The organism is Streptomyces sp. NPDC037242 (genome assembly GCF_055604165.1).
In genome coordinates, this window is sequence record NZ_JBVJUY010000009.1 from 18,370 (window position 1) to 34,756 (window position 16,387).

General features: G+C 73.7%; 9 protein-coding genes. 6 read left to right on the plus strand and 3 right to left on the minus strand.

The features are described 5' to 3' along the window. Positions 1 to 10: 10 nt before the first annotated feature. The 3 genes from ACZ7GJ_RS13095 to ACZ7GJ_RS13105 all read right to left on the minus strand — a co-directional run bounded on the left by ACZ7GJ_RS13095 (position 11) and on the right by ACZ7GJ_RS13105 (position 2,909). Positions 11 to 976 (minus strand): hypothetical protein, encoded by a 966-nt coding sequence (locus ACZ7GJ_RS13095; protein ID WP_470751376.1) that lies wholly within the window; start codon positions 974 to 976, stop codon positions 11 to 13. Between the two features lie 110 nt (positions 977 to 1,086). After that, on the minus strand, positions 1,087 to 1,563 hold the full coding sequence (locus ACZ7GJ_RS13100; RefSeq protein WP_470751378.1) for a hypothetical protein: 477 nt from the start codon (positions 1,561 to 1,563) through the stop codon (positions 1,087 to 1,089). A 116-nt stretch (positions 1,564 to 1,679) separates the two neighbouring features. Further along, entirely contained in the window at positions 1,680 to 2,909 is a 1,230-nt protein-coding gene (locus ACZ7GJ_RS13105) for a nucleotide sugar dehydrogenase (protein WP_470751379.1), read from the minus strand. Between the two features lie 253 nt (positions 2,910 to 3,162). Here ACZ7GJ_RS13105 and ACZ7GJ_RS13110 point away from each other — a divergent pair, with 253 nt between their 5' ends. The 6 genes from ACZ7GJ_RS13110 to ACZ7GJ_RS13135 all read left to right on the plus strand — a co-directional run bounded on the left by ACZ7GJ_RS13110 (position 3,163) and on the right by ACZ7GJ_RS13135 (position 16,229). Beyond that, positions 3,163 to 4,881, plus strand: coding sequence for a glycerol-3-phosphate dehydrogenase/oxidase (locus ACZ7GJ_RS13110; protein ID WP_470751381.1), 1,719 nt, complete (start codon positions 3,163 to 3,165; stop codon positions 4,879 to 4,881). Between the two features lie 171 nt (positions 4,882 to 5,052). Beyond that, positions 5,053 to 7,557 carry a serine/threonine-protein kinase gene (locus ACZ7GJ_RS13115; protein WP_470751382.1) on the plus strand — a complete coding sequence of 835 codons (2,505 nt, stop codon included), beginning with the start codon at positions 5,053 to 5,055 and terminating at the stop codon, positions 7,555 to 7,557. Between the two features lie 97 nt (positions 7,558 to 7,654). Continuing rightward, entirely contained in the window at positions 7,655 to 10,816 is a 3,162-nt protein-coding gene (locus tag ACZ7GJ_RS13120; RefSeq protein ID WP_470751383.1) for a serine/threonine-protein kinase, read from the plus strand. 125 nt (positions 10,817 to 10,941) lie between these two features. Next, complete coding sequence (locus tag ACZ7GJ_RS13125; protein ID WP_470751384.1) at positions 10,942 to 12,558, plus strand: serine/threonine-protein kinase; 1,617 nt, start codon at positions 10,942 to 10,944, stop codon at positions 12,556 to 12,558. A 187-nt stretch (positions 12,559 to 12,745) separates the two neighbouring features. Beyond that, complete coding sequence (locus tag ACZ7GJ_RS13130) at positions 12,746 to 14,374, plus strand: succinic semialdehyde dehydrogenase (RefSeq protein ID WP_470751385.1); 1,629 nt, start codon at positions 12,746 to 12,748, stop codon at positions 14,372 to 14,374. Positions 14,375 to 14,408: 34 nt separating this feature from the next. Next, positions 14,409 to 16,229: a GMC oxidoreductase gene (locus ACZ7GJ_RS13135; protein WP_470751386.1), complete on the plus strand. Its 1,821-nt coding sequence runs from the start codon at positions 14,409 to 14,411 to the stop codon at positions 16,227 to 16,229. The last annotated feature ends 158 nt before the right edge of the window (positions 16,230 to 16,387 follow it).

Below are 16,387 nucleotides of genomic sequence, written 5' to 3' on the forward strand. Positions count from 1 at the left end.
TCCTCGGCCCTCAACCCTTGGCCAGTGCGGTCTTGCGGTGGCGGACGAACGCGGCCTCGTGGTCGGTGTCGAGGTAGCTCCACGGGAACTCGGTGGCGCGGTCGCCCAGCGCGCGGAAGTGCGGGGCGGCCTCGGCGGGCCGGCCGGCGGCGCTGTGCGCGGCCGCGAAGGCGCTGTGCGCGCCGACGTGCATGTACGCGTCGGTGCGGGCGGCCGGGTGCAGCGCGGAGTCCGCGGCGGCGGCGAGGAGCCGCTCGTGGTTCTCCGGAGTGCGCAGATACGTTTCTGCGGCGCGCTTGCCCTCGTTCTGCACCAGGGTCAGGTACTGCTCCATCTGCGCGATGGCGACCAGCGCGCCGTTCGGGGCACCGGCCGGTGCGGCCTTCGCGCACTCCTCGGCGAAGCCGTGCGCGGCCTCCCAGGTGCCGCCCCACTTGGGGCACAGCTGCTGGAGGAGCTGCTGCTGGCCGGAGTAGTGGTGGGGGTGGTGCTCGGCGAGCCGGTCGTAGCGGCGCCGGGTCTCGCTCAGGCCCAGCTGGAGGCCGCGCGAGGTGATCGTGCGCAGGTACCAGGCGAGCGCGTACTCGGGGTGCTCGGCGCAGACCTCGATGAGCAGCCCCTCGGCACGCCGCAGGTATGCGTGGAACTCCTGGAACTGCCGCTGCGAGACGTGCTCGACTTCGTAGTCGGAGCGGATCTCCCAGCCGACGTGGATCAGCCGGTCGGCGAGCAGGCTCCGTACGAGCGGGTCGCGGGGGTCGGCGCCCGTGATCTGCCGCAGGAAGAGTTCGGATCCGCTCCGCCCGGCGATGACCCGGCAGGCGACGGCACGGTCGTCCTCGTCGGGGAGCGCTTCGAAGACGGCGAAGAGCGCGTCCCGGTCCTTGAGCCGGACGGCGTCGCGCAGGGCGGCGAGGGCGGGGATGCGGTCGGCGGGTTCGAACACGGGCCGGCCGAGCGGGGGATGAGCGGACACGCGCGGATCGTATGGCTGGCGGCTCTGGCGTCAAAAGGGGTTTCTGCCGCCTTGCCGATCACGATCGTGCCTGCTCAGAGCCCCTTCGGGCCTATCGCGGCGAAGTGCGCTCAGGCTGCGGTCTTGCGGGCCGTCTGGAAGGCCGCGTAGCCGCCGACGGCGAGGAAGACGAAGGTGAGCGGGTCCGAGTCTTCCTTCCAGGCGTCGAAGAGCAGCGAGAGGCCGAGGTCCAGCACGTCGAGGGTGCTCACGCCCAGCTCGTCCGCGCCGATCATGGCGATGCCGAGGATCTGGCCCCCGAGGACGGCGACCAGGGAGAGCAGGGCGCTGAGGACCGGCAGGACCGGGTTGCGGCCGCCGAGCTTGCCCGCGGCGAAGCCGACGAGGAAGCCGACGCCGACGGCGGCGTAGCCGACCTGGTACTTGGTCGCGCCGATGATCCCGCCGTAGATGCCGGCGGTGACCAGGGCCGCGACGACGGCGGCGACGATGCCGAGGCCGATGTTGCCGGTCGCGGCCGGGGCCGCGACCGGGGCGGGGGCCTCGGTGAAGGAGTCGGGCGCGGGCGGCTGGAAGTTCTGGCTCACGGGAAATCCCCCCCAGGGATTCGGACGCACGTATGTCCGTAGGTCATAAGTGCTGGATAAGTGACGCCGCAGGCTAGCAGCCGTGCCGGACATCCACAGGGGGGATTTCCCGGTGCTCAGAGCCGGTGGGCCGCGCCCACGGGGCTGGCGCCGCGGGTGTCGAGCAGCAACTGTGCCTTCACCGCGAGGCCTTGCAGGTCGTAGGTGCGGTGGTGCTGGAGCAGGATCGTCAGGTCGGCGTTGGCGGCGGCCTCGTACAGCGATTCGGCGCGGGGGACGGGCCGGTCCCTGACGCGCCATCCGGCGATGAAGGGGTCGTGGTAGCTGACCAGGGCTCCGAGGTCGAGCAGGCGGCTGGCGATCTCGCGCGCCGGGGAGCCCTCCTGGTCGGCGAGGTCGGGCTTGTAGGTGACCCCGAGGAGCAGGACCCGGGCCCCGCGGGCGGATTTGCCGTGCTCGTTGAGGAGGGTGGCGGAGCGCTGGATGACGTACTGCGGCATCCGGTTGTTGATCTCCTGGGCCAGGCCGACCATGCGCAGGGGGTGCCCGGGGGTGCGGGTGGTGTGGGGGAGGTAGTTGGGGTCGAGGGGGACGCCGTGGCCGCCGACTCCGGGGCCGGGGCGGAAGGCCTGGAACCCGTACGGCTTGGTCTCGGCGCAGCGGATGACGTCCCACAGGTCCACGCCGAGGTCGTGGCACAGGACGGCCATCTCGTTCATCAGGGCGATGTTGACGTGCCGGTAGTTCGTTTCGAGCAGCTGTACGGTCTCGGCCTCGCGCAGGCCGCGGGCGCGGACCACCTTCTCGGTGAGGCGGGCGTAGAAGGCGTGCGCGGACTCGGTGCAGGCGGGGGTGAGGCCGCCGATGACCTTGGGGGTGTTGGAGATCCCGTGCGTACGGTTGCCCGGGTCGAGGCGGCTGGGGGAGTAGGCCAGGTGGAAGTCCCGGCCGGCGCGCAGCCCGGAGCCGCTTTCGAGGATGGGCCGCAGGTAGTCCTCGGTGACGCCCGGGTGGGCGGCGGATTCGAGGATGACGGTGGTGTGGGGGCGCAGCCGGGCGGCGAGCGTACGGCCGGCCTCGCCGACCGAGGAGAGGTCGAGCGCGCGGTCGGCGCCGAGCTGGGTCGGGGCGCAGATGACGGCGGTGCGGACCCGGCCGAGTTCGGCGGGGTTGGTGGTGATCCGGAAGCCGGCCGCCGACATGCGGCGGATCTCGGCGGCGGTGAGGGTGGAGTCCGTGGCCGGACCGCTGTCGTAGCCGACCGTCTCGATCCCGGCGGCAACGGCTGCCTGGGCGAGCGGGAGACCGAGATGGCCGAGTCCGATGACGGCGAGATCTGCGGGCATGGGGGTGCCGTCCCTTCCCTTCCCTGACATGCACGAGGGGGCGGTGCGCGCAAGTCCTGTGGACGACTGGAGCTGGCGCAATGTCAGACTAGGCGTATATATGACAGATATGTCGCATTACGGGGCGGTGGTCGCCGTTGTGTTGTCCACAGGCGGTGGCTGATGTCCGTGCGGCCGGTCAGAATCATGAACGGGTGATGTGAGCGGGATCACCCGCATCGGGCGGGAACATCCGCAGCAACGGGAGGCAGCCGTGAGGACAGCGACACTGGGGCCGGCGCAGCGGTCGGAGGCGCTCGCCGCGATGGCCGAGCGGGAACTGGACGTGCTCGTGGTCGGCGCGGGCGTGGTGGGCGCCGGCACCGCGCTCGACGCCGTGACCAGAGGCCTCGCGACGGGGCTGGTGGAGGCGCGGGACTGGGCCTCGGGCACCTCCAGCCGCTCCAGCAAGCTGATCCACGGCGGGCTGCGCTATCTGGAGATGCTCGACTTCGCCCTGGTGCGGGAGGCGCTGAAGGAGCGCGGCCTGCTCCTGGAGCGGCTCGCCCCGCACCTGGTGAAGCCCGTCCCCTTCCTCTACCCGCTCCAGCACAAGGGCTGGGAGCGCTTCTACGCCGGCTCGGGCGTCGCGCTGTACGACGCGATGTCGGTGTCCAGCGGCCACGGGCGGGGGCTGCCGACGCACCGGCACCTGTCGCGGGGGCGGGCGCTGCGGATCGCGCCGGCGCTGCGCAAGGACGCGCTGGTGGGCGCCCTGCAGTACTACGACGCCCAGATGGACGACGCGCGGTACGTCGCGACCTTGGTCCGGACGGCCGCGGCGTACGGCGCGCACTGCGCCAACCGGGCGAGGGTGGTCGGCTTCCTGCGTGAGGGCGAGCGGGTGGTCGGGGCCCGGGTGCAGGATGTGGAAGGGGGGCGGGGGGCGACGGGGGAATTCGAGATCCGCGCGAAGCAGGTGGTGAATGCGACCGGGGTGTGGACGGACGACACCCAGGCGCTGATCGGGGAGCGCGGGCAGTTCCACGTACGGGCCTCCAAGGGCATCCACCTGGTCGTGCCGAAGGACCGGATCCATTCGAGCACCGGGCTGATCCTGCGGACCGAGAAGTCGGTGCTGTTCGTCATCCCGTGGGGGCGGCACTGGATCATCGGCACCACGGACACCGACTGGGACCTGGACAAGGCCCACCCGGCGGCGTCGAGCGCGGACATCGACTACCTGCTGGAGCACGTGAACTCGGTGCTGGCGGTGCCGCTGACGCGGGACGACGTCCAGGGGGTGTATGCGGGCCTGCGGCCGCTGCTGGCCGGGGAGTCGGACGCGACGAGCAAGCTCTCGCGGGAGCACACGGTGGCGCACCCGGTGCCGGGGCTGGTGGTGGTCGCGGGCGGCAAGTACACGACGTACCGGGTCATGGCCAAGGACGCGGTGGACGAGGCGGTGCACGGGCTCGACCAGCGGGTGGCGGCCTGTGTGACGGAGGACGTGCCGTTGGTGGGGGCGGAGGGGTACCGGGCGCTGTGGAACGGGCGGGCGAGGATCGCGGCGCGGACCGGGCTCCATGTGGTGCGGGTGGAGCACCTGTTGAACCGGTTCGGGTCGCTCACGGAGGAGCTGCTGGACCTGATCGCACAGGACCCGGGGCTAGCCGAGCCGCTGTCGGGCGCGGACGACTACCTGCGGGCCGAGGTGGTCTACGCGGCCTCGCACGAGGGCGCGCGGCACCTGGACGACGTGCTGACGCGGCGGACGCGGATCTCGATCGAGACCTTCGACCGCGGGACGCGGTCGGCGCGGGAGTGCGCGGAGTTGATGGCGCCGGTGCTGGGGTGGGACAAGCAGCAGATCGAGAAGGAAGTGGAGCACTACGAGAAGAGGGTGCAGGCGGAGCGGGAATCGCAGCGTCAGCCGGACGACCAGACGGCGGACGCGGCGCGGCTGGGGGCCCCTGACATCGTTCCGTTGTAACTCCGCGATGCGGAAGGCGGAACCGTCGGACCCGGGGCTCCCGTCCGTTGCGGAGTGAGGGACAATGAGGGTTCTGCCGGGGCGGGTTACCGCGCGGGTTCTGCCGGGTCTGCCGGAGCTGCCGGGGCAGCGCGGGAGCCGGAGCAGGCGGCACGATCGCAGAGGGGACGCATGTCGAAGCCGGAGCACACCGAGTCGCCTGCCGAGTCGCCTGCGGCGAAGCAGGTCCGGGCGAAGCCTGGGTCGGCGGCGCCGGAGTCGTCCGAGTCGCCTGCGGGCACGCCTGCGGGCACGCCTGCGGCGAAGCCGGGGGCGCCTTCAGTGGCGCCCGAGGGCACGTCGGCCGGGTCGCCTGCCGGGTCGCCTGCGGCGAAGCCTGACGTGGCGAAGCCTGCGGGGCCGCCTGCGGCGAAGCCTTCCGGGTCGCCTGCGGCGAAGCCTGCCGGGGTGTCTGCGGCGAAGCCGGGGCTGGGCAAGGCTGTGGCGGTGGAGCCCGAGGATGCGAAGCCTGCGGCGGCGAAGTCGCCTGCCGTGGCGGAGCCCGAGGACGCGAAGCCTGCGGGCAAGGCCGACCTGGCCAAGCCGGTAGGCGTGCCGGCGGCGCGCAAGCCTGCGGCCCCGGCGGAGCCGGCGGCGGTCAAGGCCGGGACGAACCCCGTCGTGGAGAAGGCCGACGCGGTGGCGGCAGCCGTCAAGGCGGCCGCGGCCAAGGCCGCCGAGGGCGGGAAGGACGAGGGCCGACTGCTCGCGCGGCGCTACCGGTTGCGCGAAGTGCTCGGCAAGGGCGGCATGGGCACCGTGTGGCGTGCCGAGGACGAGATGCTCGGCCGTACCGTCGCCGTCAAGGAACTCCGCTTCCACTCCGGCGTCGACGAGGACGAGAAGCGCCGGCTCATCACCCGTACCCTCCGCGAGGCCAAGGCCATCGCCCGGATCCGGAGCGGAGGCGCCGTCACCGTCTACGACGTCGTCGACGAGGACGGCCGGCCGTGGATCGTCATGGAGCTCATCGAGGGCCCCTCGCTCGCCGAGTTCATACGCGAGCAGGGTCCGCTGACCCCGCGCCGCGCCGCCGAGGTCGGCCTCGCCGTCCTCGACGTACTGCGCGCCGCGCACGGCCAGGGCATCCTGCACCGCGACGTGAAGCCCTCCAACGTACTCATCGCCGACCACGGCAACGGCCGCGTCATCCTCACCGACTTCGGCATCGCGCAGGTCGAGGGCGACCCCTCCGTCACCTCCACCGGCATGCTCGTCGGCGCCCCCTCGTACATCTCCCCCGAGCGCGCCCGCGGCCAGAAGCCGGGCCCGCCCGCGGACATGTGGTCCCTCGGCGGGCTGCTGTACGCGGCCGTCGAGGGCGTGCCCCCGTACGACAAGGGCTCCGCCCTCGCCACCCTCACCGCCGTGATGACCGAACCGGTGGACCCGCCCAAGAACGCCGGTCCGCTGACCGAGGTCATCTACGGCCTGCTCGCCAAGGACCCCGCCCACCGCCTCGACGACGGCCGCGCGCGGGCCATGCTCACCGCCGTCATCGACGCGCCGGAGGAGCCGGCCCCCGTGCCGACCCCGGCCGCCGAGGAGACCCGGCAGATATCGCTCGCCGAGGCCAACGAGGCCGCGGAGAAGGCCGCTGCCGAAAAGGCCGCGAAGGCGGCCGAGCGGGCGGCCGAGAAGGCCGAGAAGAAGGAGCGCGACCGCCGTGAGCGCGAGCAGCGCGAACGGGCGCGCGCGGCGCTGAAGTCGGCCCGCAAGGCGGCCGCGGCCGCCGCGGCGACGGCGGCCGCCGCCACGGCCGCCGAGGCCCCGGCCTCGCGGCCCTCGCCCACCCCGGCGCCGCTCACCGACGTCATGCAGCGCCGCACCATCGCGCTGGCGATAGCCGGGGTCATCGTCGTGCTCGCGGTGATCGGCTCGCTCATCGCGTACGCGGTCGGCGGCGACGACGAGGACGGCAAGAAGGACGGCAAGGACGGCAAGGGCGGCAAGAACCCGACCGCGGCCGGCACCCCGTCGCCGGGCGGCGGTTCCGCGAAGACGCCCGAGGCCAACGGCGCCTCGGGCGGCGGCAGCACGCCGGGCCAGGCGCAGACGCCGAGCGGCAACCCGAGCCAGGACCAGGGCCAGAGCCAGGGCCAGGGCCAAGGGCAGGGCCAGACCTCGGGGCAGAGCAGCCAGGGTCAGGGCGCGACGCCCGGCGGCCCCGGGGCCGGCCTCCCTCCGGGGTACTCCGTCGTGACGGACCCCGGGTTCCACTTCTCGATGGCGATGCCCGAGGGCTTCAAGCCGGGGGACATAGTCGGGGAGAACTCGGGCCGGATATACAACCGCGACGGCGGTTTCCCGCGCATCCAGGTCGACTACAACCCCAAGCCCGGCGACGACGCCCGCAAGGCGTGGGCCGAGCTGGCCCCGTCCACGGCGGGGAGCAGCAAGAACTACCACCAGATCCGCATCGACGTGGTGGACTACCGGGGCTACCCGACCGTCGCCGACTGGGAGTTCGAGCGGGACCAGAAGGGCCAGAGGATCCGTGTGCTCAACCGCGGGTTCAAGCTCGACGCCACGCACGGCTACGCCATCATGATGAGCTGCGTCGCCGACCAGTGGGACGGCCCGGAGTGCACGCAGATGCGGAACACGGCCTTCCAGACCTTCCACCCCCTGGCCTGACGCGAGCCTTGTCAGGCCCGGGACGCGGGCGGCCCCGGCGACGTATCGTGGCAGCGGGGCCCATGGGGGAACACCCACCGCACTCGGGGGAGGCGAAGTGGACGACTATGCGGGCCGGATCCTGGCCGAGCGCTACCGTCTGCCGCTGCCGCCGTCGGACGAGTACGAGCTGGTCGAGACCCGGGCCTTCGACACGCGCAGCGGACAGGAAGTCCTGGTACGGCAGGTCCCGTTGCCGGAAGTCGTGGACGCGGAACTGCTGGACGGGACGCGTGGCCCGGTGGCCGGGCGGCGCCCGGCGGGGGAACTGCCGGCCGTGCGGCGGGCCATCGCCGCGGCGCAGGCGGCCGCGTCCGTGCCGGACCATCCGAGGCTGGACCAGGTCTTCGACGTGTTCGCCGAGGGCGGGTCGCTGTGGATAGTGAGCGAACTGGTCCCGGCCAGGCCGCTGGCGGCGCTGATCGCCGATGAACCGCTGAGCCCGTACCGCGCGGCGGAAGTGGCGTCGGACGTGCTGACCGCGCTGCGGGTGCTGCATGCGCACGGCTGGACGCACCGGAACATCACGATGCGGACGGTACTGATCTGCGAGGACGGGCGGGTCGTCCTGACCGGCCTGGCCGCGGGCGCCGCGGAGGAAGCCCTGTGCGGCTACGACCCGGTCCCGCCCGCGCCGGGCGACGAGGCGAGCTGGGGCGGTGGCCCGGGCCCGGACCGCGACGCCCCGCCGGGCGGCTTCGCCGCAGGTACGGAGCAGCCGCGCGGCCTCGCCCCCGGCGCGGCGCCGGCCGGGCCGTGGCTGCCCGGGGCTGTGGAGCGCGGGGCGACCCAGGACGGGTTGCCCGGCGCGGGCCCCGGCACTTCTGGCGGTGGCGCGGGCTGGTCCGGCGCCGCGGGCGGCTTCGCCGTGGGTACGGAGCAGCCGCGCGGGCATGCCCCTGGCGCGGCGCCGGCCGGTCCGGAGTCGGCCGGGGGCGCGGAACGCGGGGCGGGACCGGACGGGTTGCCCGGTGCGGGACCTGGGGCCTCTGGCGGTGGTGCGGGCGGGGCCGGGCCGCAGTTGGCCGGGGGCGCGGAGCGCGGGGCGGGGCCCGACGGGGTGCCCGGGGCGGGGTACGCGCCGCTCGTGGCTCCGGGGTACGACACCGGGCCGCGGTACAGCGACCACATCACCCCCGGGAGCGCAGAGGGCCGGCCCGAACTGAGGGCCGCCGCGCGGGCCGGGGCCATCGCCGCGTACCGGGCCGGGGCGCAGGCCGCCGCCCGCATCGCCGAGCAGCGCAAGGGCGAGCCGGAGCCGGGGTCCGGGCCCGAGCCGCGCCCCGAGGGGTCGACCCTCCCGCAGGGGTACTCGTACCCGTACGGCGGCCCGGAGACGGGCACGAGCTGGCACGGCGCCACCCCGCGCCGCCAACCCGCGCCGGAGCTCCCGCAGGGCCGGCCCCCGGCACCGGGAGAGATCCCGCCCCGCCCCGCGCTGCCCGCGCAACTCGCCCTCCCGCAGGGCTACCGGCAGGCGCAACCCCCGCCGCCGGCCCTCCCGGACGACGCCCCGGGCCGCCACTCCTCTCCCGGCCCGGCCGGGACCCCCGGCGACGGCGAGGCCACCGTCCCAGCGCCCGGCGTCGGCCCCGCCCGTGATGCCGCCTTCGGCACCGAGCCGGGCAACGGCTACGGGTCCGGCACCGCCCCGGGCACCGACCACGGAACCCCCGGCAACCCGGGCGCTGGCCCCGGCAACCCGGGCTACGGCCCAGGCGGCGCAGCCAGCACCGCCGTCGGCATCGGCTCGGGCATCGGCCCCGGCGACGGCCAAGGCCCCGGCAACCCGGGCCACGGCCCGGGCGGCGCAGCCAGCACCGCCGTTGGCGGCGGCCCGGGTTACGGCTCCGGTGCGGGCAGTGGCTACGGCTCGGCGAACGGCTCCGGCGCGGGTCTTGGCATTGGCCCCGGCGGCATCGGCTCGGGCCCCGGCGGCGGCCATGGCCCCGGCGGCCCGGGGTACGGCCCCCGCGGCGGCGGTACCGCCGGGCACGGCCCCGCCGACGGGCCCGGGTGGGGTGGGGGGCCGCGGAGTGGGTTGGATGCCGAGCGGGCCCGGCAGACGCGGATGGCCGTCGTCGGGGCCGTCACCGAGCGGTGGGCGCCCGAGCAGGCCGGCCCGGTCCACGGGCACTGGCAGCTCGCCGCGCCCGTCGGGCCCGCCACCGACCTCTGGGCGCTCGGCGCGCTGCTGTACCGGGCCGTGCAGGGCCACGCCCCGTACCCCGAGGACAGCGTCGCCGAGCTCGTGGAGATGGTCTGCGCGGAGCCCCCGGCCTTCGCCGAGGAGTGCGGGCCCCTGCGCCCCGTCGTGGAGTCGCTGCTGCGCCAGGACCCCACCGAGCGCCCCGACTTCGAGGAACTCCGCGGCTGGCTGCGCTCCCTCGTGCGCTCCGCCCCCGAGCCCGACGGCGGCGGCTACGGCATGCTCCCGATGCCGGAGCCGGATCCCGCGCGGCTGCCCGTCGTACGGCGGCGCGGCGACCTGCACGGCCGCCACCGCAACCCCACCGCCCCCAGGAAGCCCCGCGCCCTCGGGCGGAGCCTGCTCGTCGGCATCCTGGCGCTCCTCGCCGGGGCCGTGGCCTACGCGATGTTCTTCATGCCCCGGGCGGCGGACCAGGACCCGGACGCCAAGGGGCCCGCGCAGCAGAGCCGGCAGCCCCAGCAGACTGCGCCGCCGGGCAAGAGCCCGGCGCCGACCCCCAGCCCGTCGGCGAGCCCGCCCGAGTCGCGGCCCGCGCCGCAGACCAACGCCCCGGCCCCGGCCGGCTACACCACCCAGCAGGACGCCGAGCACTTCGAGATCGTCGTCCCCAACGGCTGGGAGCGCCGCGGCGTGAACGAGTCCGGCCAGGTGCGGTACACCGACGGGGACTTCGCCCTGACCGTCGTCCCGGGCCGGGACAAGGTCGAGGGGGCCAACCCCGACCCGGCGACCTACCAGAAGGACAAGGAGCCGGAGCTGGCCCCGTACCGCTCCTCCACCTGGTCCAGCGTCAGCGACATCCGCTCCACGAAGGTGGGCAACCAGCTCCGCGTCACCGGCCGGTACACCTGGATCGACGGCAACGGCCGCTCCGTCGTGGCCCGCAATTTCGTCGTCGCGCTCGGCGGCACCTACCACGTCGTCCTCGTCACCGGCCCGCAGGACCAGGAAGGCAAGGTCACCGAGGTCTTCGAGAAGGCCACGGCGAGTTACAAGTCGGGCGGATGAAGCCCTGCTGACGGGGGATCAGTACGGCAATTGCGTCACAGTGCTGTCTCACCACCCCTGCGTGGTTCCGGCAGCACCCGAGCGCTCCGTAATCTGGCCCGAAGTGCACAGAGCGGCGGGGATTCGTGGAACAGCAGACAGGTGCGGGTGCGGTGCTTGCGGGCCGGTACCGGCTCGTGGAGCCCATCGGCCGTGGCGGCATGGGCAGGGTGTGGCGCGCGCATGACGAGCTGCTGCACAGGACCGTCGCCGTCAAGGAACTGACAGCGGGTCTGTACGTCGCCCAGGCCGACCGGGACGTCATGCACGCCCGGACGCAGAAGGAGGCCCGGGCAGCGGCCCGGATCCAGCACCCGGCCGTCGTCACCGTCCACGACGTGCTGGAGCACGACGACCGGCCGTGGATCGTCATGGAGTACATCGACGGCCCCTCCCTCGCGGACGCGGCCAAGGCGGCCGGCCGGATCGAGCCCCGCGAGGCGGCCCGGATCGGGCTCCACGTGCTGGGCGCGCTGCGGGCCGCGCACGCGGTCGGCGTACTGCACCGGGACGTGAAGCCCGGCAACGTGCTGCTGGCCAAGGACGGCCGGGTGCTGCTCACGGACTTCGGGATCGCCGCGATCGAGGGCGACTCCTCCATCACGCGCACCGGCGAACTCGTCGGCTCCATCGACTACCTGGCCCCCGAGCGGGTCACCGGCGGGGCCCCGGACCCGGCGTCCGACCTGTGGTCGCTCGGCGCGACGCTGTACACGGCCGTCGAGGCCCGCTCGCCGTTCCGCCGCACCTCGCCCATCTCCAGCCTGCAGGCCGTCGTCAACGACGAACCGCCCGCCCTGCGCCAGTCCGGTGCGCTGGGCCCGGTCATCACGGCCCTGCTGCGCAAGGACCCGGCGCAGCGGCCGTCGGCGGTGGAGGCCGAGCGGATGCTGCTGGAGGCGATGGAGGGCCGGGAGCCGAGGTCGGCCCAGGCGTACGTCCCGACGCGCGCGGTCGCCCAGGAGGAGCTGGCCCCCGCCCGCCCGCAGCAGCAGGCCGCCCCGGCGGAGGAGTACACGCCGACGGCCGCCCTGCGGGAGTCGGCCCCGCCCGTGAACGAGAAGCCCGGCCCGGGCCGGATCAAGCGCGCCGCGGCGGTCGCCCTGGTGGCGGCGCTGCTCGGCGGCGGCGGTGTGTTCGGGGTGCTGAAGTACACCGACTACGCGGACGGCGCGAAGGACGGCGACCGGACGACGGCCGGCGCCTCCGGCGAGCCCGGCGAGCCCGGTGACGGCAAGAACGACGAGGCCGAGACGGTTCCGGCGGGCTTCACCGAGGTCACCGATCCCGAGGGCTTCACGCTGTTCGTCCCGGACGGCTGGAGGCGGGAGGTGGAAGGCAACCAGATCGACTACACCGGCGACGACGGAAAGCACTTCATCCGGATCGCGGCGGGCAAGCCGGCCTTCGAGAACCCGTACATGCACCTGCTCGACCTGGAGAAGCAGGTGCGCCTGCGGGCGGAGTACAAGCGGCTGAAGCTGAAGCCGAACACCTTCCGGGACCAGACGAAGGCCGCCATGTGGGACTTCACGTGGACCGAGAAGGGGACCCATGCCGGGCCCCGCCGGGCCATCGAGCAGGCGTACGTCGCGCCGAACGGGCTCGAGTACGCCATCTACATGGCGGGCCCGGTCGGCGACTGGACGACGACGCGCGCCCAGTTCGACACGGTGCTCAGCGGCTGGCAGCCCGCCGGGTAGCACTGGCGCAGGCAACGGCACCGGCGCAGGCACGCACCGGCACCGGCACGCACCGGCACCGGCACCGGCGCCGACCGGGCACCGATCGGGGCTTTCCCGTCATCCTGCCAGCGATCACTGGCGGAAATGGCAAAATCCGGTTACCCACGGGTACCCAAAGCCCCGCAGGCGGAATACGCTCACCGCCATGACGGACTCGCAGGCCCCGGCCCCCCTCCGCACCGCTCCGCAGCCCACCAACCCGGTCGCCGCCGCCCCGGCCGGCGCCCGCACCGCCGCCGACGTGGTGACCCCCGAACTGGTCACCCGGCTGACCCGCGGAGTGATCGGCTCCGGCCGAACCGCCAACCACACCCCCTTCACCGGGGCCAAGCTGGCGGACCTCCCCGAGGCGACCGCCGAGGACGTGGCCGCCGCCTTCGAGAAGGCCCGCGCCGCGCAGCCCGCCTGGGCCGCCCTGTCCGTCCGGGCGCGGTCCGCCGTACTGCTGCGCTTCCACGACCTGGTCCTGGAGCGGCAGGCCGAGGTGCTCGACCTGATCCAGCTGGAGACCGGCAAGGCCCGCCTGCACGCCCACGAAGAGGTCCAGGCCGTCTCCATCGCCGCGCGCCACTACGGCCGCAAGGCGGCGTCGTACCTGCGCCCCAAGGGCCACACCGGTGCCATGCCCACCCTGACCAAGGTCACCGAACTGCGCCAGCCGCGCGGGGTCGTCGGCCAGATCGCGCCCTGGAACTACCCGCTGGAGCTGTCGGTCGGCGACGCCCTGCCCGCCTTCGTCTCCGGCAACGCGCTGGTCATGAAGCCCGACACCGAGACCGCGCTCACCGCGCTGTGGGCCCGTGACCTGCTGATCGAGGCCGGGCTGCCCGCCGAGGTGTTCCAGATCGTGCTCGGCGAGGGCCCGGTCGTCGGCCCCGAGGTGGTCCGCCACGCCGACTACGTCTCCTTCACCGGCTCCACGCGCACCGGCCGCGAGGTCGCCCAGGGCGCCGCCGCCCGCCTCGTCGGGGTCTCCCTCGAACTCGGCGGCAAGAACGCCATGCTCGTGCTGCACGACGCCGACATCGAGAAGGCCGCCGCGGGCGCCGTCCGCGCCTGCTTCTCCTCCGCCGGCCAGCTCTGCATATCCATCGAGCGGCTGTACGTGCACGCCTCGGTCGCCGACGAGTTCGTCGCCCGCTTCGCCGCCCGTACGAAGGCCATGCGCCTGGGCGCCTCGCTGGCCTACGGCGCGGACATGGGCTCCCTCGTCGGCGAACGCCAGCTGGAGACCGTGCAGCGGCACGTGGACGAGGCCGTCGCCAAGGGCGCCACCCTCGTCGCGGGCGGCACCGCCCGCCCCGACATCGGCCCGCTCTTCTACGAGCCCACCATCCTCGACGGCGTCGAGACCCCGATGGCGGTGTGCGGGGAGGAGACCTTCGGCCCGGTCGTCTCCATCTACCGCTTCACCGACGAGGACGAGGCCGTCGCCCAGGCCAACGCGACCTCGTACGGCCTGAACTCCAGCGTGTGGACGAAGGACGCCCGCCGCGGCCACGCCGTCGCCGCCCGCCTGCGCACCGGGACCGTCAACATCAACGAGGGCTACGCCCCGGCCTACGGCAGCGCCCAGGCGCCCATGGGCGGAATGAAGGACTCCGGCCTCGGCCGCCGCCACGGCTCCGAGGGCATCCTCAAGTACACCGAGGCCCAGACCGTCGCCCACCAGCGGCTGCTGCCGATGGGTCCCTCGCTGGGGATGGACGACGAGAAGTACGCGGCGTTCATGACCCGCAGCCTCAAGGTCATGAAGGCCCTCCGCCTGCGCTAACCCCTGTCGGGTACCCCTTTAGGAGGCACAAGCAGTGTCGTACGACCATGACTACGACTACGACGTGATCGTCATCGGATCGGGCTTCGGAGGGTCGGTCTCGGCACTGCGGCTGACCGAGAAGGGGTACCGGGTCGGCGTCCTGGAGGCGGGGCGCCGGTTCACCCGCGAGAGCCTGCCGCGCAACAGCTGGGACCTGCGCAACTACCTGTGGGCCCCGGCCCTCGGGCTGTACGGGATCCAGCGCATCCACCTGCTCGGCAACGTGATGGTGCTCGCGGGCGCCGGGGTGGGCGGCGGCTCGCTCAACTACGCCAACACGCTGTACGTGCCGCCCACCGCCTTCTTCGAGGACCGGCAGTGGGCGTCCATCACCGACTGGCACGCGGAGCTCGCCCCGTACTACGAACAGGCCAAGCGGATGCTCGGCGTCCGGCTCAATCCGACGATGACCCCCTCCGACGTCCACCTCAAGGCGGCCGCCGAGAAGATGGGCGTCGCGGACTCCTTCCACATGGCCCCGGTCGGCGTCTTCTTCGGAGACGGAAAGGACGCCGAAGGGGGCAGTGGCGCACGCCCCGGCGAGGAGGTCGCCGACCCGTACTTCGGCGGCGCCGGCCCCTCCCGCAAGGCCTGCACCGAGTGCGGCGAGTGCATGACCGGGTGCCGGCACGGCGCGAAGAACACCCTGAACGAGAACTACCTGCACCTCGCCGAGCGCGCCGGCGCCGTCATCCACCCGATGACCACCGTCACCGCGATCTCCGAGCACCCCGACGGCGGACACCGCATCCGCACGGTCCCCACCGACGGCCGCCGCAAGGGAAAGGCGAAGGTGCTGCGCGCCCGCTACGTCGTGGTCGCGGCGGGCACGTACGGCACCCAGACCCTGCTGCACACGATGAAGGACCGCGGCGAGCTCCCGCACCTCTCGGACCGGCTCGGCGACCTGACCCGGACCAACTCCGAGGGCCTGGTCGGCGCGCAGACCGACGACCGCCGCTACCGCAAGCGCCGCGGCGCGGTCCCCGGCGGGGAGCGGCGCGCCGACTTCACCCGGGGCGTGGCGATCACCTCCTCCGTGCACCCGAACGCCGACACCCACATCGAGCCCGTCCGCTACGGCAGGGGCTCCAACGCGATGGGGTTCCTGACGGTCCTGCAGGTCCCGTACGGCAAGCACCGGGTACGGGCCTGGCTCGGCCGGACCGTCCGCCACCCGGTCCAGCTGGCGCGCTCGCTGTCGAACCGGCGCTGGTCGGAGCGGACCATCATCGGCCTGGTCATGCAGTCGCTGGACAACTCCCTGACGACCTACCGCAAGCCCGGCGGCCTCGGCAAGGGTCTGCTCACCGCCCGCCAGGGCCACGGAGCGCCCAACCCGGTGCAGATCGCCGAGGCCACGCAGGCGGCGACCCTGCTGGCGGAGGAGATCAACGGCTTTCCGGGCAGCAACGTGGGCGAGCTGATGGGCACCCCGCTGACCGCGCACTTCCTCGGGGGCTGCCCGATCGGAGCCTCGCCCGCGGAGGGCGTGGTGGACCCGTACCACCGGCTCTACGGGCACCCGGGCATCTCGGTGGTGGACGGTTCGGCGGTCTCGGCGAACCTCGGGGTCAACCCGTCGCTGACGATCACCGCGCAGGCGGAGCGGGCGATGTCGTTCTGGCCGAACCTGGGCGAGCGGGACCCGCGGCCGGAGCAGGGTGAGGAGTACACCCGCCTGGCGGCGGTGGAACCGGTCCGTCCGGCGGTCCCCGAGAAGGCCTTCGGCGCGCTGCGCCTGCCGTTCCTGGCGGTGCCCGAGATGCCGCCGCGGCCCGCGCACCCGACCGAACCGGAACCGGCCGGATGACACCGGTGGGTACCGCACTCCCCCTCCGAGCGCGGTACCCACCGAGGTACATAGGTGACAGATGTTCAACCCTGATGGTTGTACCGGAATCGGGGAGCGGGGACTGTGGTGTCCGTCACAGAGTGAGCAGCGCAACTGAGACGGACCCTCGCAGGTCA